This is a genomic window from Alicyclobacillus pomorum DSM 14955, from assembly GCF_000472905.1.
In the GTDB taxonomy this organism is placed as follows: Bacteria; Bacillota; Bacilli; order Alicyclobacillales; family Alicyclobacillaceae; genus Alicyclobacillus_A; species Alicyclobacillus_A pomorum.
In genome coordinates, this window is record NZ_AXAR01000007.1 from 51,057 (window position 1) to 68,582 (window position 17,526).

At 54.8% G+C, this 17,526-nt stretch carries 16 protein-coding genes, 1 riboswitch and 1 other annotated feature; of the genes, 14 read left to right on the forward strand and 2 right to left on the reverse strand.

The window, feature by feature from the left end; translation table 11 throughout:
- Positions 1 to 9 precede the first annotated feature (9 nt).
- The 9 genes from YWK_RS0108825 (at position 10) to YWK_RS20960 (ending at position 9,266) form a co-directional block, all read left to right on the forward strand.
- Positions 10 to 840 (forward strand): undecaprenyl-diphosphate phosphatase, encoded by an 831-nt coding sequence (locus YWK_RS0108825; RefSeq protein ID WP_026964503.1) that lies wholly within the window; start codon positions 10 to 12, stop codon positions 838 to 840.
- A gap of 221 nt (positions 841 to 1,061) precedes the next feature.
- Entirely contained in the window at positions 1,062 to 1,814 is a 753-nt protein-coding gene (gene pstB, locus YWK_RS0108830; protein WP_026964504.1) for a phosphate ABC transporter ATP-binding protein PstB, read from the forward strand.
- 36 nt (positions 1,815 to 1,850) lie between these two features.
- On the forward strand, positions 1,851 to 2,507 hold the full coding sequence (gene phoU, locus YWK_RS0108835) for a phosphate signaling complex protein PhoU (protein WP_026964505.1): 657 nt from the start codon (positions 1,851 to 1,853) through the stop codon (positions 2,505 to 2,507).
- On the forward strand, positions 2,504 to 3,241 hold the full coding sequence (locus YWK_RS0108840) for a response regulator transcription factor (RefSeq protein ID WP_026964506.1): 738 nt from the start codon (positions 2,504 to 2,506) through the stop codon (positions 3,239 to 3,241). Before phoU ends, YWK_RS0108840 begins: the two co-directional genes overlap by 4 nt.
- 231 nt (positions 3,242 to 3,472) lie before the next feature.
- A complete protein-coding gene (gene pstS, locus YWK_RS0108845; protein ID WP_035466547.1) occupies positions 3,473 to 4,606 on the forward strand; it encodes a phosphate ABC transporter substrate-binding protein PstS in 1,134 nt (377 codons plus the stop codon).
- A gap of 26 nt (positions 4,607 to 4,632) precedes the next feature.
- Positions 4,633 to 5,637: a phosphate ABC transporter permease subunit PstC gene (pstC, locus tag YWK_RS19080; RefSeq protein ID WP_035466548.1), complete on the forward strand. Its 1,005-nt coding sequence runs from the start codon at positions 4,633 to 4,635 to the stop codon at positions 5,635 to 5,637.
- A complete protein-coding gene (pstA, locus tag YWK_RS0108855; protein ID WP_026964508.1) occupies positions 5,634 to 6,482 on the forward strand; it encodes a phosphate ABC transporter permease PstA in 849 nt (282 codons plus the stop codon). Before pstC ends, pstA begins: the two co-directional genes overlap by 4 nt.
- 243 nt (positions 6,483 to 6,725) lie before the next feature.
- Positions 6,726 to 6,818, forward strand: a riboswitch (cyclic di-GMP riboswitch).
- 241 nt (positions 6,819 to 7,059) lie between these two features.
- The gene (locus tag YWK_RS20955) at positions 7,060 to 7,566 is read left to right on the forward strand and encodes a DUF5317 domain-containing protein (RefSeq protein WP_026964509.1); all 507 of its coding nucleotides are present in this window, start codon (positions 7,060 to 7,062) and stop codon (positions 7,564 to 7,566) included.
- Positions 7,563 to 9,266 carry a PAS domain-containing sensor histidine kinase gene (locus tag YWK_RS20960; RefSeq protein WP_051375400.1) on the forward strand — a complete coding sequence of 568 codons (1,704 nt, stop codon included), beginning with the start codon at positions 7,563 to 7,565 and terminating at the stop codon, positions 9,264 to 9,266. The genes YWK_RS20955 and YWK_RS20960 overlap by 4 nt, the downstream gene beginning before the upstream one ends.
- Here YWK_RS20960 and YWK_RS0108875 read toward each other — a convergent pair.
- The gene (locus YWK_RS0108875) at positions 9,263 to 9,745 is read right to left on the reverse strand and encodes an IDEAL domain-containing protein (RefSeq protein WP_026964510.1); all 483 of its coding nucleotides are present in this window, start codon (positions 9,743 to 9,745) and stop codon (positions 9,263 to 9,265) included. The two genes, YWK_RS20960 and YWK_RS0108875, sit on opposite strands and share 4 nt — an antisense overlap.
- Before the next feature lie 209 nt (positions 9,746 to 9,954).
- Positions 9,955 to 10,191, forward strand: a binding site (T-box leader).
- 71 nt (positions 10,192 to 10,262) lie between these two features.
- On the opposite strand from YWK_RS0108875, the gene pheS reads away from it, so the two are divergent.
- From pheS to YWK_RS19095, 4 genes are all read left to right on the forward strand, one after another.
- Positions 10,263 to 11,300: a phenylalanine--tRNA ligase subunit alpha gene (gene pheS, locus YWK_RS0108880; RefSeq protein ID WP_026964511.1), complete on the forward strand. Its 1,038-nt coding sequence runs from the start codon at positions 10,263 to 10,265 to the stop codon at positions 11,298 to 11,300.
- A 13-nt stretch (positions 11,301 to 11,313) separates the two neighbouring features.
- A complete protein-coding gene (pheT, locus tag YWK_RS0108885) occupies positions 11,314 to 13,761 on the forward strand; it encodes a phenylalanine--tRNA ligase subunit beta (RefSeq protein ID WP_026964512.1) in 2,448 nt (815 codons plus the stop codon).
- 93 nt (positions 13,762 to 13,854) lie between these two features.
- Positions 13,855 to 14,124: a cell division protein ZapA gene (locus YWK_RS0108890; protein WP_026964513.1), complete on the forward strand. Its 270-nt coding sequence runs from the start codon at positions 13,855 to 13,857 to the stop codon at positions 14,122 to 14,124.
- Positions 14,125 to 14,153: 29 nt separating this feature from the next.
- Complete coding sequence (locus YWK_RS19095) at positions 14,154 to 14,666, forward strand: CvpA family protein (protein WP_245578568.1); 513 nt, start codon at positions 14,154 to 14,156, stop codon at positions 14,664 to 14,666.
- 50 nt (positions 14,667 to 14,716) lie between these two features.
- On the opposite strand, the gene YWK_RS0108900 is transcribed toward YWK_RS19095, so the two are convergent.
- Positions 14,717 to 15,061 (reverse strand): phage holin family protein, encoded by a 345-nt coding sequence (locus YWK_RS0108900; protein WP_026964514.1) that lies wholly within the window; start codon positions 15,059 to 15,061, stop codon positions 14,717 to 14,719.
- Positions 15,062 to 15,174: 113 nt separating this feature from the next.
- Between YWK_RS0108900 and YWK_RS0108905 the strand changes: the two genes are divergently transcribed.
- Positions 15,175 to 17,511, forward strand: coding sequence for an endonuclease MutS2 (locus YWK_RS0108905; protein ID WP_026964515.1), 2,337 nt, complete (start codon positions 15,175 to 15,177; stop codon positions 17,509 to 17,511).
- The last annotated feature ends 15 nt before the right edge of the window (positions 17,512 to 17,526 follow it).

The following is a 17,526-nucleotide window of genomic DNA, read 5'->3' on the forward strand; positions in this document are numbered from 1 at the left end:
AGATAGTGAATGTCTGTCTGGCAAGTCATCGTCTATGCGATTGTGCAAGGAATTACAGAACTGTTCCCCATCAGCAGCGTCGGCCACGGCGTGATGCTACCTTACCTAGCCGGGTGGACCAACGTCTCGGAAGATCCACAGTTCCTCCCGTTTATGGTATTGCTTCATTTGGGAACCGCCATTGCTCTGATTTTGTATTTCTGGCGCGATTGGGTGAATTTACTGTCAGCGCTGTTTACTGACAAGCCGAGAGAACGCAGGTTGCTGTTCCTCATTGTTGTAGCCACGATTCCGGCTGCCATCATTGGTAAGCTGCTTGAGACCAAGTTGCGGGAACTGTTTCCGTCTGCGACCTCTGCGGCGTTCTTTCTGATGATCAACGGGCTCGTCCTGCTTTATGCCGACCGGTATCGGAGGCGGGCGCGCGCCACGGTACAATTGGAAGAAGTGTCGTATGCACGCAGTTTTATGATTGGTCTGGTTCAGGCCTTTGCTCTGATTCCAGGCTTCTCGAGATCTGGTATCACAATGACAGCTGGCCTCAAATCGGGACTTAGCTATGAAGACGCGGCACGGTTCAGTTTCCTGCTGGCCACACCCGTGATTCTCGGCGCTGCAGTGCTGGAAGTTCCAAAGGTCGTCCATAGCCACAATTCCCACATGCTCACAAGCGGCATCCTTGGGGGAATCCTGACAGGTATCATCGCGTATGCCAGCACATACTTTCTGATGCGGTACTTCCGCAACAGCAAGCTCGAGGCGTTGCGGCCATTCGGGCTCTATTGTCTGGTAGTCGGCGCAGTTGTCTTTGTGCTGTCGCTCTTGCACATTCACCTGTAAACGAGCTGCCGTCGGAAAGGCGGTACAGCATCTTCGCAAATGATACGTTGAGTCCACGCGGTACGCGTTTCATATCTTTACATGTTCTTTACAAACGGCTCACAATCCCTTAACACCCCTTCGTTAGGATGAGGTACGTGGCAGCAAGGGATTTGAGCCGTTTCTCTATTCCCAATCACAATGACAAAGAACGTTCGAATCATATGAGTAGAGGTGCCGATATGGGACAATCCATTACAGTTGAAAACTTGCAAGCGTGGTATGGTGAACAGCTCACGTTGCGGGAAATCAGTATGGACGTGGATGCCAACCAAGTGACGGCTATCATTGGTCCGTCCGGTTGCGGCAAGTCCACATTTATACGTTGTTTGAACCGATTGCACGAAACCATCCCCCAAGGTAAGGTCCGCGGCCGGGTGCGCCTCGGCACAGAGGATTTGTATGCGATGGATCCCGTGGATGTTCGCCGAGTCGTAGGGATGGTCTTTCAAAAACCGAATCCATTTCCGACCATGAGCATTTACGAGAATGTCGCGATTGGGTTGAAGCTCGGCGGCATTCGGAACAAGTCGGAATTGCTGGACCGAGTGGAACAAAGCCTACGCATGGCCGCTCTGTGGGACGAGGTGAAAGATAGGCTGCATAAACCAGCCGTGGCCCTTTCGGGCGGTCAACAGCAGCGCTTGTGCATCGCCCGCGCTCTGGCCGTGGAACCGGAAGTGCTCCTGATGGATGAACCTGCCTCAGCGTTGGATCCTGTGTCCACGCTGCGCGTGGAAGAGCTCGTTTTGCAGTTGAAAGAGCGTTACACCATCCTGATTGTCACACATAACATGCAACAGGCCGCTCGTATTGCAGACAAAACAGCGTTCTTCCTGAACGGGGAACTGATTGAGTATGGTGATACGACCACCATGTTCACGAAGCCGGCTGACAAGCGGACAGAGGACTACATTACTGGGCGCTTTGGGTGACAAACACACCTGATACTGGAAAATGGAGGTTAAGTCATGCAACAGAGGAATTCGTTGGACGTTGCGCTCAAAGACCTGCAATTGAAGTTGTTGCGGATGGGGGCTGACGTGCAGGAAGCCCTTCGCGAAGCCGTGGAGGCGTTGAAGGTTCTGGATGCCACCCGCGCTCAAAAAGTAGTTGACGGTGACAAGTCTGTGAACCGTCAGGAACACGCAATTGAAGATCTCTGCATCCGCCTGATTGCCACACAGCAACCTGTGGCCACGGACTTGCGGAAAATCGTCGCGGCCATGCGCATTGCTGCTGACCTGGAGCGAATGGGAGATAATGCGGTGGACATTGCCAAGTCGGTCGTACGGATGAATGGTGAAACACTCATCAAGCCACTGATTGACATTCCGAAGATGGCCGGCCTCATCGATACCATGATCACGAATGCGCTGCGTGCGTACGTGGATAACAGTGTCGAACTTGCGCAGAAGCTGGCAACCGAAGACGACGCAGTAGACCATATCTACCGGAGCATCGTCGAGGAACTGTTTACGTTGACATCCGAGAAACCGACCGTGATATCGCAAGCGATGACGTTGGCGTTCGTGGGGCGTTATCTGGAACGTATCGGAGATCACGCGACAAACATTGGCGAAAGTGTCATCTACATCGTTTCCGGGGAGCGCTCTGATCTCAATTGAACACGCAGTCTACGGGCGCCCCCACCGTCCTGATTGTGGACGACGAAGAATCAATTCGCAAACTGGTCGACTTTGCCATGCAACGGTCCGGGTTTGCGACGGAATTGATGGCGGACGGAGCCACCGCTTTCGAGCGTATTACGTCGGATCCGCGCTCACTGGACATCGTCATTCTCGACGTGATGTTACCGGGGATGGACGGTTTTGAAATCTGCCGACGCCTTCGGCAAATGAACCTTTTGCTTCCAATTATATTGCTGACAGCGCGGGACGAGGAGATTGACCGGGTGCTCGGCCTAGAGATTGGCGCTGACGACTACGTGACCAAACCCTTTAGCCCGCGTGAGTTGGCCGCCCGTGTTAAGGCAGTGATGCGTCGCCTCAGCACGCAGAGTGAAGCACGTGTCAGTGGGGAGGAAGACGCGGAAGAGCCGCTGTGCGTCGGGGACATCACACTCAACCTCGTTCGGCACGAAGTGCAGGTTCGTGGCAAGGTCGTAGAGTTAACACCTACCGAGTTTGACTTGCTGCGATTCTTCATGGAGCACAGAGATAGGGTACTGACGCGAGATCAACTGTTGGATCAAGTGTGGGGTTATTCCGCGGTCCGGGATACTCGCATTGTGGACGTACATGTGTCGCATCTGCGAGACAAAATTGAACCGTCTTCCAAGAAACCGACCTACATACGAACGGTTCGAGGCATTGGGTATAAGTTCTTGAGTCCCCAATAACCTTCTTCGCGGTCTGGGGGCAAACCGTGTGCGGTTTGCCTCCAGTTGTTACCTTTCGCGATTGCATCCTCCTTGTGGAGGTATGCATATCACTGTCGACAAATTGTTACATGGATGGACGTCAATTTACAAACCCTTTACATATGCTCAACACGCAGTTCATAAGCGGCTGATACTCTTACTCCTGTGAGAAGGAAGTCCACGTAGACAATATCGAGGGGGCACACGACTGTGAATCAAGTTGTGAAATGGATAAGCGTGACAGCTTCTGCCGCAGCACTCATCTCCGTGGTGGGATGTGGCACAGGTGCTGGCAACAACGCGACCAATGCGAATAACGCGACGAACACCGCTGGGGGTGGCACCTCGTCCGCACAGGTGACGCTGAACGAAACAGGTTCCTCCCTGCTCTACCCTCTGTTCAACAGTCAATGGATCAGCGCATACAAGAGCGTGGACCCGAACGTCACCATCAATGCTGCATCGACTGGCAGTGGCAAAGGCATCTCTGAAGCAGTTGCGGGCACGGTTCAAATTGGCGCGTCCGACGCGTACATGTCAAATGCTCTGATGAGCGCCAATCCGTCTATGTTGAACATTCCGCTGGCCGTTTCGGCACAGCAGGTGATGTACAACATTCCGGGATTGGGTGCAGACAAGCACTTGAACCTGTCGGGCGACGTCCTGGCTCAAATCTACATGGGTGAAATCAAAAAGTGGAACGACCCGAAAATTGCAGCGTTGAACCCGGGCGTGCAGTTGCCAAACCAACCCATCACCGCAATCCGCCGCTCTGACGCCAGTGGCGATACATTCCTGTTCACGCAGTACCTGTCTGACAGCAACAGCGAATGGAAGAGCAAGTACAAGTACAGTACGCAGATTTCTTGGCCTGCCATTGGTAATTCGCTGATTGGTGCGACCGGGAACGCCGGCGTGGTCACGGAACTGGCAAACACCAAGTACAGCATCGGTTATGTTGGAATCAGTTGGTTGGACAAAGCCACGGCGAAAGGTCTTGGTTATGCGGCTTTGAAGAACCACGACGGGAAGTTTGTCCTGCCGACTAAGGAAAACATCCAGGCGGCTGCGAACGCTGAGGCAGACAAGGTGCCTTCCGACGAACGGATCTCCTTGATTGACGCCCCGGGAGCCAACTCCTATCCCATCGTGAACTTTGAGTACGCGATTGTGAATTCCAAGCAATCCGGCGACATGGCAAGTGCGTTGAAGAAGTTCCTCAAGTGGGCGATTGACCCGAAAGGTGGGAACAGCGCTCAGTACATGGATCCTGTGCACTTCCTGCCTCTGCCGGCGAGCGTAGAGCCGAAGAGCGAGGCTCAAATTAATAAAATCGGGGGCTAATGCCTGAGTGATGGGGAGCTGATGTCATGCGCAAGGTGAGTTCAGCCTCCAAAACTGCGGACAAGGTCTTCCGGGTGGCTACTGGACTTTGTGCCAGTAGCCCCGTCCTCTTTTTGGTGGCGATTGGCATTGTTGTATTCATCGAATCTGTGCCGAGCATCAAGTTTATGGGCTGGCACTTTCTGACGGGCACCCAGTGGAATTTGGGTGACATGTACGGCAATTTGGAAGTAAAAAATGGCGTATCTGCACCTGCTGGTGCAACGTACGGTGCCCTGCCTTACATCGTGGGCACGCTCGCCTCGTCTGTGATTGCACTTCTGATTGCAGTGCCCGTGGCCATTTTTACTGCAATCATTCTCGCGTATCGCGTGCGTGGTCCGGTAAAAACGGTGCTGTCCATTCTCGTGGAACTGCTTGCCGGCATTCCCAGTGTGGTCTTCGGTTTGTGGGGAGTCATTGTGCTCGCACCGTGGGTGGCTCAGTTCTTTGGTCCTTTGTTGACCCATCTGGGTGTCGTGATTCCATTCTTCCGCGGACCTGTGGGGACTGGAATGGGGTTGTTGTCGAGTGGTTTGATTCTGGCCTTGATGATTGTGCCTATCATCACAGCAACGACCAGGGACTTGCTGGAACAAGTGCCCATCTTATATCGTGAGGGTGGCATCGGTTTAGGGATGACGAACTGGGAAGTCGTTCGCAAAATCTGCCTTCCCTACGTCAAAGACGGGCTGATTGGCGCGGTCGCACTTGGTTGGGGGCGCGCCATGGGTGAGACGATGGCCGTATTGATGGTCAGTGGCAGCGCCATCAACTACTTGCCGCACTCCATCTTCAGTCCGATTTCCACGATGGCGGCTGTCATTGCGGACCAATTGGACAGTGCGCTCACTGACGCAACGCACTTGGCCGTACACGCCCTCGCGGAGTTAGCGTTGGTATTAATGCTGCTTACGCTCATCACCAACTTTCTGGCTCGTTGGCTGGTGCATCGTGGCGGTCAGCGAGTGCGGTCGGGGGTGCGCGCATGATGAAACAACGGCGAAAGCGGCGTAAAGTCGGCGGTTGTATAGGGTGGACGGTCGCTTGGTTGGCGGCTGCCCTGGTGCTCTTCTCGTTGGCTGACATGGTGTACACCATTCTGTGGAACGGAATCAAATCGTTTCGGATTTCTATGTTGTTCACCATTACATCTGGCAACGCGGGCGGCCTTGAAAACGCCATTCTCGGTACGTTGTACCTGATTGTGCTGTCCATCATCATCGCTGCGCCGCTGGGCATTTTGGGCGGTATTTACGTATCGGAATTTGCTTCTTCTCGCATTGCAGGCGTCATTCGCTTTTTGACGGAAGTTCTGTCCGGTGTACCGTCGATTGTCATTGGATACTTCGGCTACTTGTTCATGGTTTTGCGCTGGGGCTGGGGCTTTTCTGCTCTGGCTGGTGGCATCGCCCTGACCATTATTATGCTGCCGTACATTCTTCGAACCACGGAATCCAGCCTGATGCAAGTTCCGATGGCTCAACGTGAAGCAGCGTGGGGATTAGGGATGACGCGGTTTCAGGCGGTTACCAAGGTGATCTGGCGACCCGCGGCGGGGGGAATTGCAACGGGTGTCCTACTTGCCGTGGCCATTGGGCTCGGGGAGACCGCTCCGCTGTTATATACGGCGGGATGGTCGACGTATAACCCGTCTCTTGCGCTTACACACCATCAGATTGGTTACCTCACGTACATTGTCTGGAGCTATATTGATATGCCGTATACAGAATCACACGCCTTGGCGTATAGTGCAGCGTTTGTCCTGCTGATGGTCATTCTCTTCATTCACCTGGTGGTGCGGGCGATTGTGCAGCGCACGATGGTCAAGCATTGACAATTTGATCAATCCGTCATCAGAACACAAGGGCATTGCCTGAAGGGCGATGCCCTTGTCTGTTTACCAACTGGTAGTTTTGCCTTTCCGGAGTCTGATTCTGACATAAGAGCAAGAATTTTTTGCGTGATCGACAAAATTCGACATAGATCGCGAGAAACACGTGATATGATTTCTACAAAAATAGATGCATATACACCACCTAGACCAATATTCGACCGCACGAAGGTCGAATAGGAAGCTCACGCGAAAAGGCAAACTTCAGGAAACTGGAGGGCGCAAAACTACAGGGGCTAAGGTAAGTGTAGAAGCTTGCTATGCCAGCCAGCTACCGAAAGGAGGCCGTGGTCGTATGAAGAGGAACGCGCTGATGACGGCAGGGGTGATGGTCGCAATTGCCCTTGCTACCGTTGTGCAATGTCCTTGGTGGTAAAATTGTATAGGAGAACTAGGGTTGTATACCCTAGTTCTTTCTGTATGTGAGCGATTTGCAAAATGCCCCTACAGCAATTTAGTACAACTCCATGTGGCTTGCGTTTTGTAAATCGCTGGTATGTACATAGGGTGGTGACCCGCAATGATATATTTTGTTGCTTTGGGCCTCTGTTTTGCTGTCATCAGGGGAAAAGACATTCGGACGTTGTTGCAGGTCCATTTTGATTGGCCTTTCCTCTTGATAGGCAGTTTTCTCGTACAGGTTCTCCTATGGACAATGACCGTCTCCGGGAATCCTGTGCCGACATGGGTATTCGACGTAACCTTAATGGGTGTATTGGTTGGACTGTGGAGAAATCGTGGAATACCGGGGATGTGGACCATCCTGATTGGGACCTGTTTGAATTTCCTCGCGGTTGCGACGCACGGAGGATTCATGCCCGTGTCGTTGTCAGCTTGGCATGAGTCTGGCCACACCACTGTACAGTTGCAGGACTCGAGACATGTCATTGCATCTGATGGTGGGACGGATTGGTTGGGAGACTGGATCCCGCTGTTTCGTTACGTATTGAGTCCAGGTGATATTGTGGCTGGCGTTGGAATGGTGATGTTCATCCACAGAAATTCGTGTAAGAGGTATGTCGCATGAAAGACGTGAATCCCTTCACCCTGCCGTTGTTCTGCGTAGGGGTACTTTCTATTTTGAGCGCCGGGTTCTTCGTACACCACGAGAATTGGGCGGCGATTGGACTCGTGTGTGTCATTATTGTGGTGTTGGACCTTTTTCCCATTGAGCTACCGAATGGAGTGGGGTTCAGTGGCGGCATTGTAGGATTTATGTATTTGCTCTTGCAGTATGGTTTTTCAGCATCCGAACTCGGATTGATTGTCAGTACACTGGCTTCATTTATAAAACACAATCGGTGGCAGCTCGCCCGACTGAACTGGTATCGATTGATGTCGACCTTGGGCATGTTTAATCTTTGCCTCGCTGTGAGTTTCTTCGTATCACAGTACACGACGAGTGCCCCGACGATTCTCAGATCCTTGCTGGCTTTACTGAGTTTTGAAATCACAAACCTCGTGATGCTGTACGGGATTTTAAAATCGGTTAAAGATGACGCATGGGGAAAAGTACGTGATTTGGCAAGGACACAGTATTTACCGGATCTCATATTTGCTGTCATTCTGGCGAGATTCCTTAGTGTTAGCGGTAGCCATTTGTGGATTGAAGCCACGTTTAGCTTATTCTTTCTTGCCGTCATCTACATATTTTCTGTCCAGTATCGAAAGATGGCAAACAAGTACAAGGAGAGTGAAGAGAAGTATCGTCTCATTGCGGAAAATACGCTGGACGTCATTGTGGTGCTTGACGATAAAGGACGCGTCATTTATGCGTCTCCTTCTCATGTGTCCGTGTTTGGATGGGGCGGTGAAGAGTACCTGGGATCATTCCTTGTGGATTCCGTACACGAAGCGGATAGGGAAATGTTGGAGCAGCACTTCGAGGCGATGCGCAAGGAGATGACGCCGTTCCAGGTGCAGTTTCAATACAAGCATCGGGATAAGGACTGGGTTTTGGTGGAAGGCACGGGCTCACCGGTTGTGAAGGAGGCGGGTCAGCTCAACCGGGTGGTTATGGTGGTCCGCGACATCACTGAACGTGCCGAGACGGAAGAACTGTTGCGCAAGTCGGACAAACTGGCCGTCGTTGGGCAGTTAGCGGCCGGCGTGGCCCACGAGTTGCGCAATCCATTAACTGCCCTGAAGGGATTTTTGCAGTTGCTTGAGCAAAAGGCGGAGTCCGGATCTCAATACATAGACATCATGCGCAGCGAGCTGAACCGCATTGAGCTCATCATCGGGGAGTTCCTGATCTTGGCGAAACCGCACGTTGTGCAGTTTCAGCGCAGGAACCCACAGGTATTGTTGCAAAGTGTGATTGCACTCTTGGACACGCAGGCCATCCTGAATAACGTCCAGATTGTCACAACTGTGGATACGGACATCCCAGACATTCTGTGCGAAGAAAACCAATTAAAACAGGTGTTCATTAACATCCTCAAGAATGCCATCGAGGCAATGCCATCGGGCGGTCAGATTTCCATCGAGGTCAAACGAGACGCGTCACAAGGCGTTGTGATGCGCTTTCGAGATCAAGGTGTTGGCATCCCCGAAGAAAATCTCTCCAGAATCGGGGAGCCATTCTACACGACCAAGGAGTCGGGGACGGGACTTGGACTCATGATTAGTTACAGGATTATTCAGGCCCACAAGGGACACATGACGATTCACAGTCGAGTCAACCAAGGGACGACGGTTGAAATCTGCCTGCCGGAGGTGTCTTAACAGCCCTGCGGGTGACCGTCGGCGGATGAGTCGAGGTTTGTCAGGATACACTTCCGGTCAGGGTGAGACATGGTCAGTTGTCTCGGGTGCACGACCCGGTATGCGTTACGGATCTGTTCGTATTCCGGTTCATCGACGTGTACCCACATGGGCTGTGTCCGGTATCCAGCGCTGCGCAGGCGGTCGTAAAACGTGAAACCGTTTGCATCGCGCCACCCGCAGTCATCCCATTCGCCTTCAGGAATCGCAAACACGACATCTTCAGCGACCGACGGAAAGCGATAGACGGCCAAGCGATTTCCGCGCCGATCCCGGAGCACTAAATGTCTAGGGCCGCGCAGACGATTCTCGCCCCACTCATCATCCTTTGAAATCACGTAGTGCACCCAGTTTTCTGACGTCAGGTGTTGGAACATCTCTTTGTTGCGCGTGTCCAGTGCCCAGTCAATGAGTAGAGAGCGAATCAGTTCAAGTACCATCGGCGTTCACCTGCCTGTTTGGTTGTAATATTCAGATAGTTAGACACGGTGCACTGAAATTCCTTTACGCATGATTATGGTTTTTGTGATTAACATATGCAGGACAACACTGACTTGCCACTGGAGCCGGGCGGTGCCAGCGCGTTGAACAGCGCCTTGCTTGCACTCCCCGGACCGCATCCGCTATACTGTCCATACTGGGAATACTGACATCCGCAATGACGGGGAGAGTAGCCTGTCCCGCTGCTTACCAGGGAGGTCTGGCCAATGACTGAGAGCCGACCAAGGAGCGCCAGAGCGAAGTTCACCCCTGAGCCGCGCACCTGAGATGGATGGACGGTCCAGGTAGGGTGTGCCGGAGGAGCACGTTACGCTCGTAAAGTGGACAACGCCTAGCTATTGCGCGTTGTCAATAAGGGTGGTACCGCGAGCCATTCGTCCCTTGGACGAAGGCTTTTTTTGTTTTTATCGCAGGACGCGAATGGAAACAGGAGGTAGGGCAATGAACGTCGTCGACATTGAATCGACGCTGCAAACACTTCGCCACAAGGCCTTCGAAGAGCTGCGCAGCCTACAGGACGTGCGGGCGCTTGACGACTGGCGAGTGCAGTATCTGGGGAAGAAAAGCGAACTGACTCAGATCTCGCGACAAATGGGGGCTCTGAGTCCCGAAGAACGTCCAGTGGTCGGCGAGAAGGTCAATGAGGCGCGGGGCGCTTTGCAGCGTGCCTATGAGGAGATGCAAGCAGAACTAGCGCAGCGCGAGCTCAACAGGCGCTTTGCAGAGGAAACGATTGACGTGACGGTGCCAGGCCGCAGACATGCGCGTGGCTCCATGCATCCGTTGACGCAAATCATTCAGGAAATCGAGGAAGTCTTTCTGGGCATGGGCTACGAAGTCGTAGAGGGTCCAGAAATCGAGACGGACGAGTACAACTTTGAAAAGCTGAACTTGCCGAAGCACCATCCGGCACGGGACATGCAGGACACCTTCTACTTAACCGAAACACTGTTGCTGCGCACGCAGACATCGCCCATGCAGGTTCGCACGATGGAACGCATGCGGCCGCATGTGCCAGTCAAAGTGATTGTGCCCGGCAAAGTCTACCGACGAGACGAAGACGATGCCACTCACTCGCACATGTTCCACCAGATTGAAGGACTTGTTGTGGACGAAGGCGTCCGCATGAGCGACTTGAAGGGCACGCTGGAACACTTTGCGCGCGCCATTTTTGGAGCCAATCAGTCGGTGCGGCTGCGCCCTAGCTTCTTTCCGTTCACGGAGCCGAGCGCGGAGTTGGACATCCGGTGCACCAACTGTGGAGGATCTGGCTGCAGGATGTGCAAAGGTACTGGCTGGCTGGAGATTCTCGGCTGTGGGATGGTTCACCCGAAGGTGCTGGACGGTGCAGGGTACGATAGTCGCCGATACAGTGGCTTCGCATTTGGAATGGGACCGGAGCGCATTGCCATGTTGAAATATGGGATTGAAGACATCCGGCTGTTGTATCAGAACGACCTGCGGCTGTTGAGACAATTCAACAGGGTGCTGTGAGGAGGTACATCTTATGAAACTATCCTTTCAATGGATCAGCGATTATGTGGACCTCCACGACCTGACTCCGGAAACCCTCGCAGACAAGTTAACGGGCGCCGGTCTGGAAGTGGAGGCGATAACGCCGCGCAACCAAGGGGTCAGCGGCGTTGTTGTGGGGGAAGTGGTGGCCTGTGAACCCCACCCCAATGCGGATCGGCTGCGGGTGTGCCAGGTCAATGTCGGCGATGGACCACTGCGCACCATCGTCTGTGGTGCACCGAACGTGGCAGTCGGACAGAAGGTGCCGACTGCGCTGCCAGGCGCAAAGCTGCCTGGTGGATCCATTGGGGTGGCGAAGCTGCGCGGCATTGAATCATACGGCATGCTGTGTTCGGCGAAGGAAATCGGTCTGGAGACCAAGCTGTTACCCAAGGAGCAGACGGAAGGGTTGTACGTCCTGCCCGCCGACGCTCCCGTTGGCGCTGACATCGTGGAGTACCTCGGCCTGGACGATGTGGTGCTCGAAATTGGTCTCACGCCGAACCGCAGCGACTGCCTGTCCATACGCGGCTTTGCCTATGAAATTGCAGCCTTGTTAGACCGCCCCACGACGTTTCCAGAAGACGTCAGCCCGGAAACGAGCGGCGCGTCGCCCGTTCAGGTTCGGATTGATACGCCCCTGTGCCAGCGGTATGAGGCACAGGCCTTCACCGGTGTGAGAACAGGGCCTTCACCTTTATGGATGCAGATGCGTCTGATGGCCATGGGCATACGTCCCATCAGCCTGCCTGTCGACATCACGAACTATGTGATGTTGGAATGGGGGCAGCCGCTGCATGCATTTGACCTCGACGAAGCCCACGAACACACCATCGTTGTACGGCAAGGCCGTTCGGACGAAACTTTGGTGACGCTAGACGGAGAGTCGCGTGAGTTGACCGAGGACACGATTGTGATTGCGGACCCAGACCGCGCTATTGGCATCGCCGGTGTCATGGGCGGACAGAATTCAGAGATCACGGCGCAGACGAAGGCGGTGGTTCTGGAATCTGCAGCGTTTGACGCCATCTCGGTCCGCAAAACCGGGCAGCGGCTGGGGCTAAGATCCGAGGCGCAGCAGCGGTTTGAAAAAGGCATTGACCCGCAGGCGGTAACTGGGGCGATTGTCCGCGCGACGCAGTTGTTCCGGGACCTGGCGGGTGCAGAGGCGTGGGGCGGCGTGGTCCGCGCTACATTTCACGATGCCTATGCGCAGCCTACCGGCACGGTGGTTGAGTTTTCTCCGGAACGGTGTAATCGACTGCTGGGGACACAGCACAGCGAAGAGACGATGCGCGACGTGTTTCGTCGCCTCGGATTCACCGTCGAGTCCACAGAGGGGCAGGTCTGGCGGGTCCATGTTCCGCCGCGCAGGCCGGACATTTCACTGGAGGCTGACCTCGTGGAGGAGGTTGGACGTTTGGCGGGGTACGACCGTATTCCGACGACGCTGCCTGTGGGGCCAGTCACTGTGGGGGCACGCAATGCGTCGCAGACGCTTCGGAAACGCACGCGTGACGTGTTGATGAGCTGTGGCATGAGCGAAGTGGTCACGTATGCGCTCACCCATCCTTCGGATCTCGACAAGTTGCGCGTGTCCCCAGACTCACCGTATCGGCAAATGATACCGCTCCTGCATCCCATGTCGGAAGAGCGTGTGGCCCTGCGGACCCATTTGCTCCCAAGCCTGGCGCAAGTGGCAGCCTTCAACATGGCCCACGGGGTAGACGGTGGAGCCATTTTTGAAATTGGACGCGTCTACTGGCCGACGAAGTTGCCGTTGGAGGAGCAGCCCTGCGAGCGTACGCAGTGGGCAGGACTTTGGTTTGGCGAGACAGAGCCCGGCATCGGCGAGCGAGCCAGGCCGTACGACTTTTACGATGCCAAGGGCGTCGTGGAAACGTGGTTGCAGGCTTTAGGGTGGCAGGACGAAGTTCGCTTTGCGCCGGTGCAGTTGAGCTGGCTCCATCCAGGTCGCAGTGCTGAAGTGGTGCTGAACGGGCAGCGGATTGGTTCCATCGGTGAACTGCACCCTGAGACCGGGGCGGCGTTTGATCTCCATCGGGCCGTTTACGCAGAGTTTGACCTGGACGTGCTGGTTTCATTCCTCCAGACGTCGTGGAAGGTCCATCGCATGCCAAAATTCCCCGCCTCGCGCAGGGATTTGGCCGTGTTGGTCACGAAGGACGTACCGGTCCAAGCGTTACTGGACACCGCGCGCGAAGTCGCAGCCTGTGATGAGGAATCCATCCTGGAGGATTGCCGGATATTTGACATTTACACGGGGAAAGGCATTGCAGACGGGTACAAGAGTGTCGCTGTGGCGTTCCGCTATCGCGCCGACGACAGGACGCTGACGGACGACGAGGTCGTGCGGGTGGAACAGCGCATTTTGGACGCATGGACGAAGAAGTACGGAGCGGTGCTGAGGACGAACTAGGCACGCGTCCCGATTGCGAACCACGACGGTGAGGGCAGGATTTTTGGCGGCGAAGCAGAATAACCCATTGTGAGGTAAAGGGGGCTTCGCGGCATGAGCAGGGATGAAATCCACCGTGTTCGAGTGAACATTGCGGGCACGGAATACACACTGCGCGGTCGAGAGAAAGAACAGCGCCTGTTCGACATCGCCAAAATGGTGAATGACACGATGCAAACCGTGGTGCAGGCGAACCCCAATCTGGACACGAAACGGGTTGCGGTGCTGGCCGCTCTGAACCTAGCGGAAGAATTACTCAAACTTCGCGACCAGTACGACGCGCTGATGGAGCTTCTGGACGAGCAGACCAAGACGTCGTCCTAAAATGCTTGCTCCACATGGGAGTGTGACTGTTGGATTTACTGGATCTGATCTTTGTGGGCATCATCGTGCTGGGCGGTTGGAACGGGTACCGTACGGGACTGATTCGACAGATCATGCGGCTGTTCGGCGCAGTGATTGCGTACTTCCTGTCACTCTGGCTGAAGCCGTACGTTGCGCCGGCCGTGGCGACGCTTCTGCAACGTCACCAAACGGCTGTCCATACGCCAGGTGTGTTGGGGCTGTTTTTGGGGGATTTGTCGGGCGCTATCGCCTTCGGGCTTGTGTTCGTTGTGACATTTCTCCTGCTTCGGTACGCCATTGGATTGGTGGACGCACTGTTTCAATTGCCGATTTTGTCGACCGTGAACCGTTTGGCAGGATTGGTTGTTGGCTTGATTCTCGCCATCGTGTTCGTGTTCGTCGCCACGCTTGTGGCAGGGTACGTAAACAACGACTGGTTGCAGACTCAACTACATCACTCGTCCTTCGTCCATTGGCTGTCTGTACAGCAATGGTCTCAGTGGGGCGGACTATCCAAGTAAAAACACCGACAATCCGCCGTTAAAGGCGGATCGTCGGTGTTTTACTCTGTTTACCTCTGTCTCCCCCGTATTTCGGTGGGTACAAACAGGTCGATAATCCCAATAATTAGTGAAGCCAGTAATGCGCCGAGCACTGTCACGCGCATGCCTGGTACAAACAACCCAGCAACGTACAATACCACGGCCCCGGAAAGGAATCCCACGATTCCGCGACCGTAGGGAGAAATCCGAGGTCCAAACAGCGCTTCAATTGCCCATCCCAAGAGGGCAATTACGACCGCTGCGAACAGCGCTGTCCAGAATCCTGATACGCCGAAGCCGGGGACGAGGAAACCGACAAACATCAGAACCAAAGCAGACACCACGAAGCGAACGATGGTTCCCAAAATGTTCATTCTGCTCCTCCTTTCTGAGTGCTGATTGTAGCGTTACCGAAGCCGCAATGGATCATGTGGTACAATGTATGGGATTTGCACGTAGGAGCACAGGAAAAGGGTAGATGAGGTGCATGAACGCGCGCGTATTGGACGTGCTTGAATTTGACAAGGTGCAGAAACAACTGGAGAGATACGCGGCTTGTTCATTGGGTCGCGAACAAATCAGTCAATTAGCGCCATATTCTAACATGGAAGATGCCGAACGGGAACTTGAAATGGTGGATGAGGCACTTCGGTACCTTCATCGATTTGGCGGGTTGCCATTCGGCGGGATCACGGACATTCGCAACGCGCTCCACAAGGCTTCCATAGGCGGAGTCCTCGGAGCTGAGGAATTGAACGACATCGTCAACTTTATTGCAGGGGCGCGCAGAGCGCGCATGGCACTGGAAAGCGTTTCTGAAGAAGGCGAGTACCCTCGGCTCACGGAACACGTGCAGGCCATCTTCGACGCTCGACAGGTGGAAATCGAAATACGTCAGGCTGTCTCTGAAGATTCCACGATTCATGACCACGCAAGCCCGGAGTTGCGGCGAATTCGCACGTCGCTGCGCCAATTGGAAAGCCAGATGCGGCAACAGTTGGAACAGATGTTGCGAAGCCACCAACGATACTTGCAGGACCCGATTATTGCCGTGCGTGGCAACAGCCTGTGCTTGCCGGTGAAAGTCGAGTTTAAGAACCAGATTCCCGGTATCATTCACGATTATTCTGCGTCTGGTGCGACCGTCTTTATCGAACCACAGGTGGTTGTGGACAGTAGCGCCAAGGCGCGTGCCTTACGCGTGGAAGAAGAGCGGGAGATAGAGCGCATTTTGCAGCGGTTGTCCGGTCTGGTTGCAGGGGTTGCCGAGGAACTGTCGCACAATGTGACCCTGGTGAGCCACCTGGATCTTTGGTTTGCGAAAGCCGCGTATGCCAAGAACGAGCGTTGTGAACGCCCAACGCTTCGCGCCGATGGAGTCTGGTGTCTGCGGCAAGCGAGGCATCCACTCATTTCCCGAGACGTGGCGGTACCTGTGGACTTGACGCTCGGCAAAGACTTTCGAATGTTGATCATTACCGGCCCGAACACGGGCGGCAAAACGGTGACCTTAAAAACGGTCGGACTTCTCACGTTGCTGGCCATGGCGGGGTGCTTCATTCCGACTGGTCGGCCGAGTGACATCGGCTGGTGCGACAACATTTTTGCCGACATCGGTGATGAGCAGAGCATCGAACAGAGCCTGTCCACCTTTTCATCCCATATGCGCAATATCGTTGAAATGATGGAACAGGTGACGGGTGACAGTCTCGTCCTACTGGACGAATTGGGGGCGGGCACGGATCCTGCGGAAGGCGCAGCGTTGTCCATGGCAATTCTGGATCACTTAAAAGGTTGGGGCGCCAAAGTGGTGGCCACAACGCACTACGCCGAGTTAAAGGCGTACGCGTTTAAAGAACCGCAAGCGATGAATGCGAGTATGGAATTTGACGTTCAGACGTTGCGGCCGACCTACCGCTTGATGGTTGGCATCCCGGGTCGCTCGAATGCGCTCGCGATTGCTACGCGACTTGGGCTGTCTGAGCGGATTGTCCAACGCGCCAAAGCGTTGCTGACCTCGGAGGACTTACGGGTAGAGGACCTGATTGCCAAGATGGAACAGGCCCGGAGGGAAGCAGAGGAACTCCGGCAGCAAGCGCTGGAAGATCAACAGCGCGCAGAACAACTCCGCGCCAAGGTGGAGGCGGAGTGGGAGGAATTGACGCGGGAATCCGAGAAATTGCGGGAACGGGCTGTGCAAGACGCGCGCGACATTGTACGCAAAGCGGAGCGCGAGGCGGAACAGGTCATTCAGGAGCTTCGTCGGTTGCGCGATACTGCAAATGTGAAAGACCACCAGCTCGTCGAATTGCGCAAAGCACTTCACGAGGCGCTGCCGGACGATGCGCCGAAGCCACGGCGTAAGAGCTCGTCCAAGGAAGACATCCAGGTGGGGGCCGAGGTGCGCGTGCTGTCCCTCGGGCAAAAGGGAGAAGTCCTGGAGAAGAGTGACGACGGCACCGAGTACACGGTTCAGCTTGGGTTGTTGCGAATGAAGGTGGCGCGGTCCGACCTGCAACTGATTGGCCAGCCGAAGGCGAAACCAGCGACGCAGTCGTTCCGGCGCGGCATGCCGAAATCTATGCCGCTTCAGTTGGACATCCGGGGGGCGACGGTGGAAGAATCCATCCCGACCGTTGACAAGTTTCTCGACGACGCAGTGGTACATGGATTGGCTCGAGTCACGGTGATTCACGGAAAGGGTACGGGTGCTCTGAGAGACGGTATTCGCCGATACCTCGCTCGCCATCCACACGTGAAGTCGTGGTCGCCGGGAGGGCCTGGTGAAGGCGGAGACGGGGCCACAGTCGTCGAGTTAAAGTAGCACACAAAAAGGGCT

Bases quoted from the DNA above. Each gene is read 5' to 3' on its own strand.
- YWK_RS0108825 (WP_026964503.1), top strand. From the start codon at position 10: ATGTCTGTCTGGCAAGTCATCGTCTATGCGATTGTGCAAGGAATTACA.
- pstB (WP_026964504.1), top strand. From the start codon at position 1,062: ATGGGACAATCCATTACAGTTGAAAACTTGCAAGCGTGGTATGGTGAA.
- phoU (WP_026964505.1), top strand. From the start codon at position 1,851: ATGCAACAGAGGAATTCGTTGGACGTTGCGCTCAAAGACCTGCAATTG.
- pstC (WP_035466548.1), top strand. From the start codon at position 4,633: ATGCGCAAGGTGAGTTCAGCCTCCAAAACTGCGGACAAGGTCTTCCGG.
- pstA (WP_026964508.1), top strand. From the start codon at position 5,634: ATGATGAAACAACGGCGAAAGCGGCGTAAAGTCGGCGGTTGTATAGGG.
- YWK_RS20955 (WP_026964509.1), top strand. From the start codon at position 7,060: ATGATATATTTTGTTGCTTTGGGCCTCTGTTTTGCTGTCATCAGGGGA.
- YWK_RS20960 (WP_051375400.1), top strand. From the start codon at position 7,563: ATGAAAGACGTGAATCCCTTCACCCTGCCGTTGTTCTGCGTAGGGGTA.
- YWK_RS0108875 (WP_026964510.1), bottom strand. From the start codon at position 9,745: ATGGTACTTGAACTGATTCGCTCTCTACTCATTGACTGGGCACTGGAC.
- pheT (WP_026964512.1), top strand. From the start codon at position 11,314: ATGAAACTATCCTTTCAATGGATCAGCGATTATGTGGACCTCCACGAC.
- YWK_RS0108890 (WP_026964513.1), top strand. From the start codon at position 13,855: ATGAGCAGGGATGAAATCCACCGTGTTCGAGTGAACATTGCGGGCACG.
- YWK_RS0108900 (WP_026964514.1), bottom strand. From the start codon at position 15,061: ATGAACATTTTGGGAACCATCGTTCGCTTCGTGGTGTCTGCTTTGGTT.
- YWK_RS0108905 (WP_026964515.1), top strand. From the start codon at position 15,175: ATGAACGCGCGCGTATTGGACGTGCTTGAATTTGACAAGGTGCAGAAA.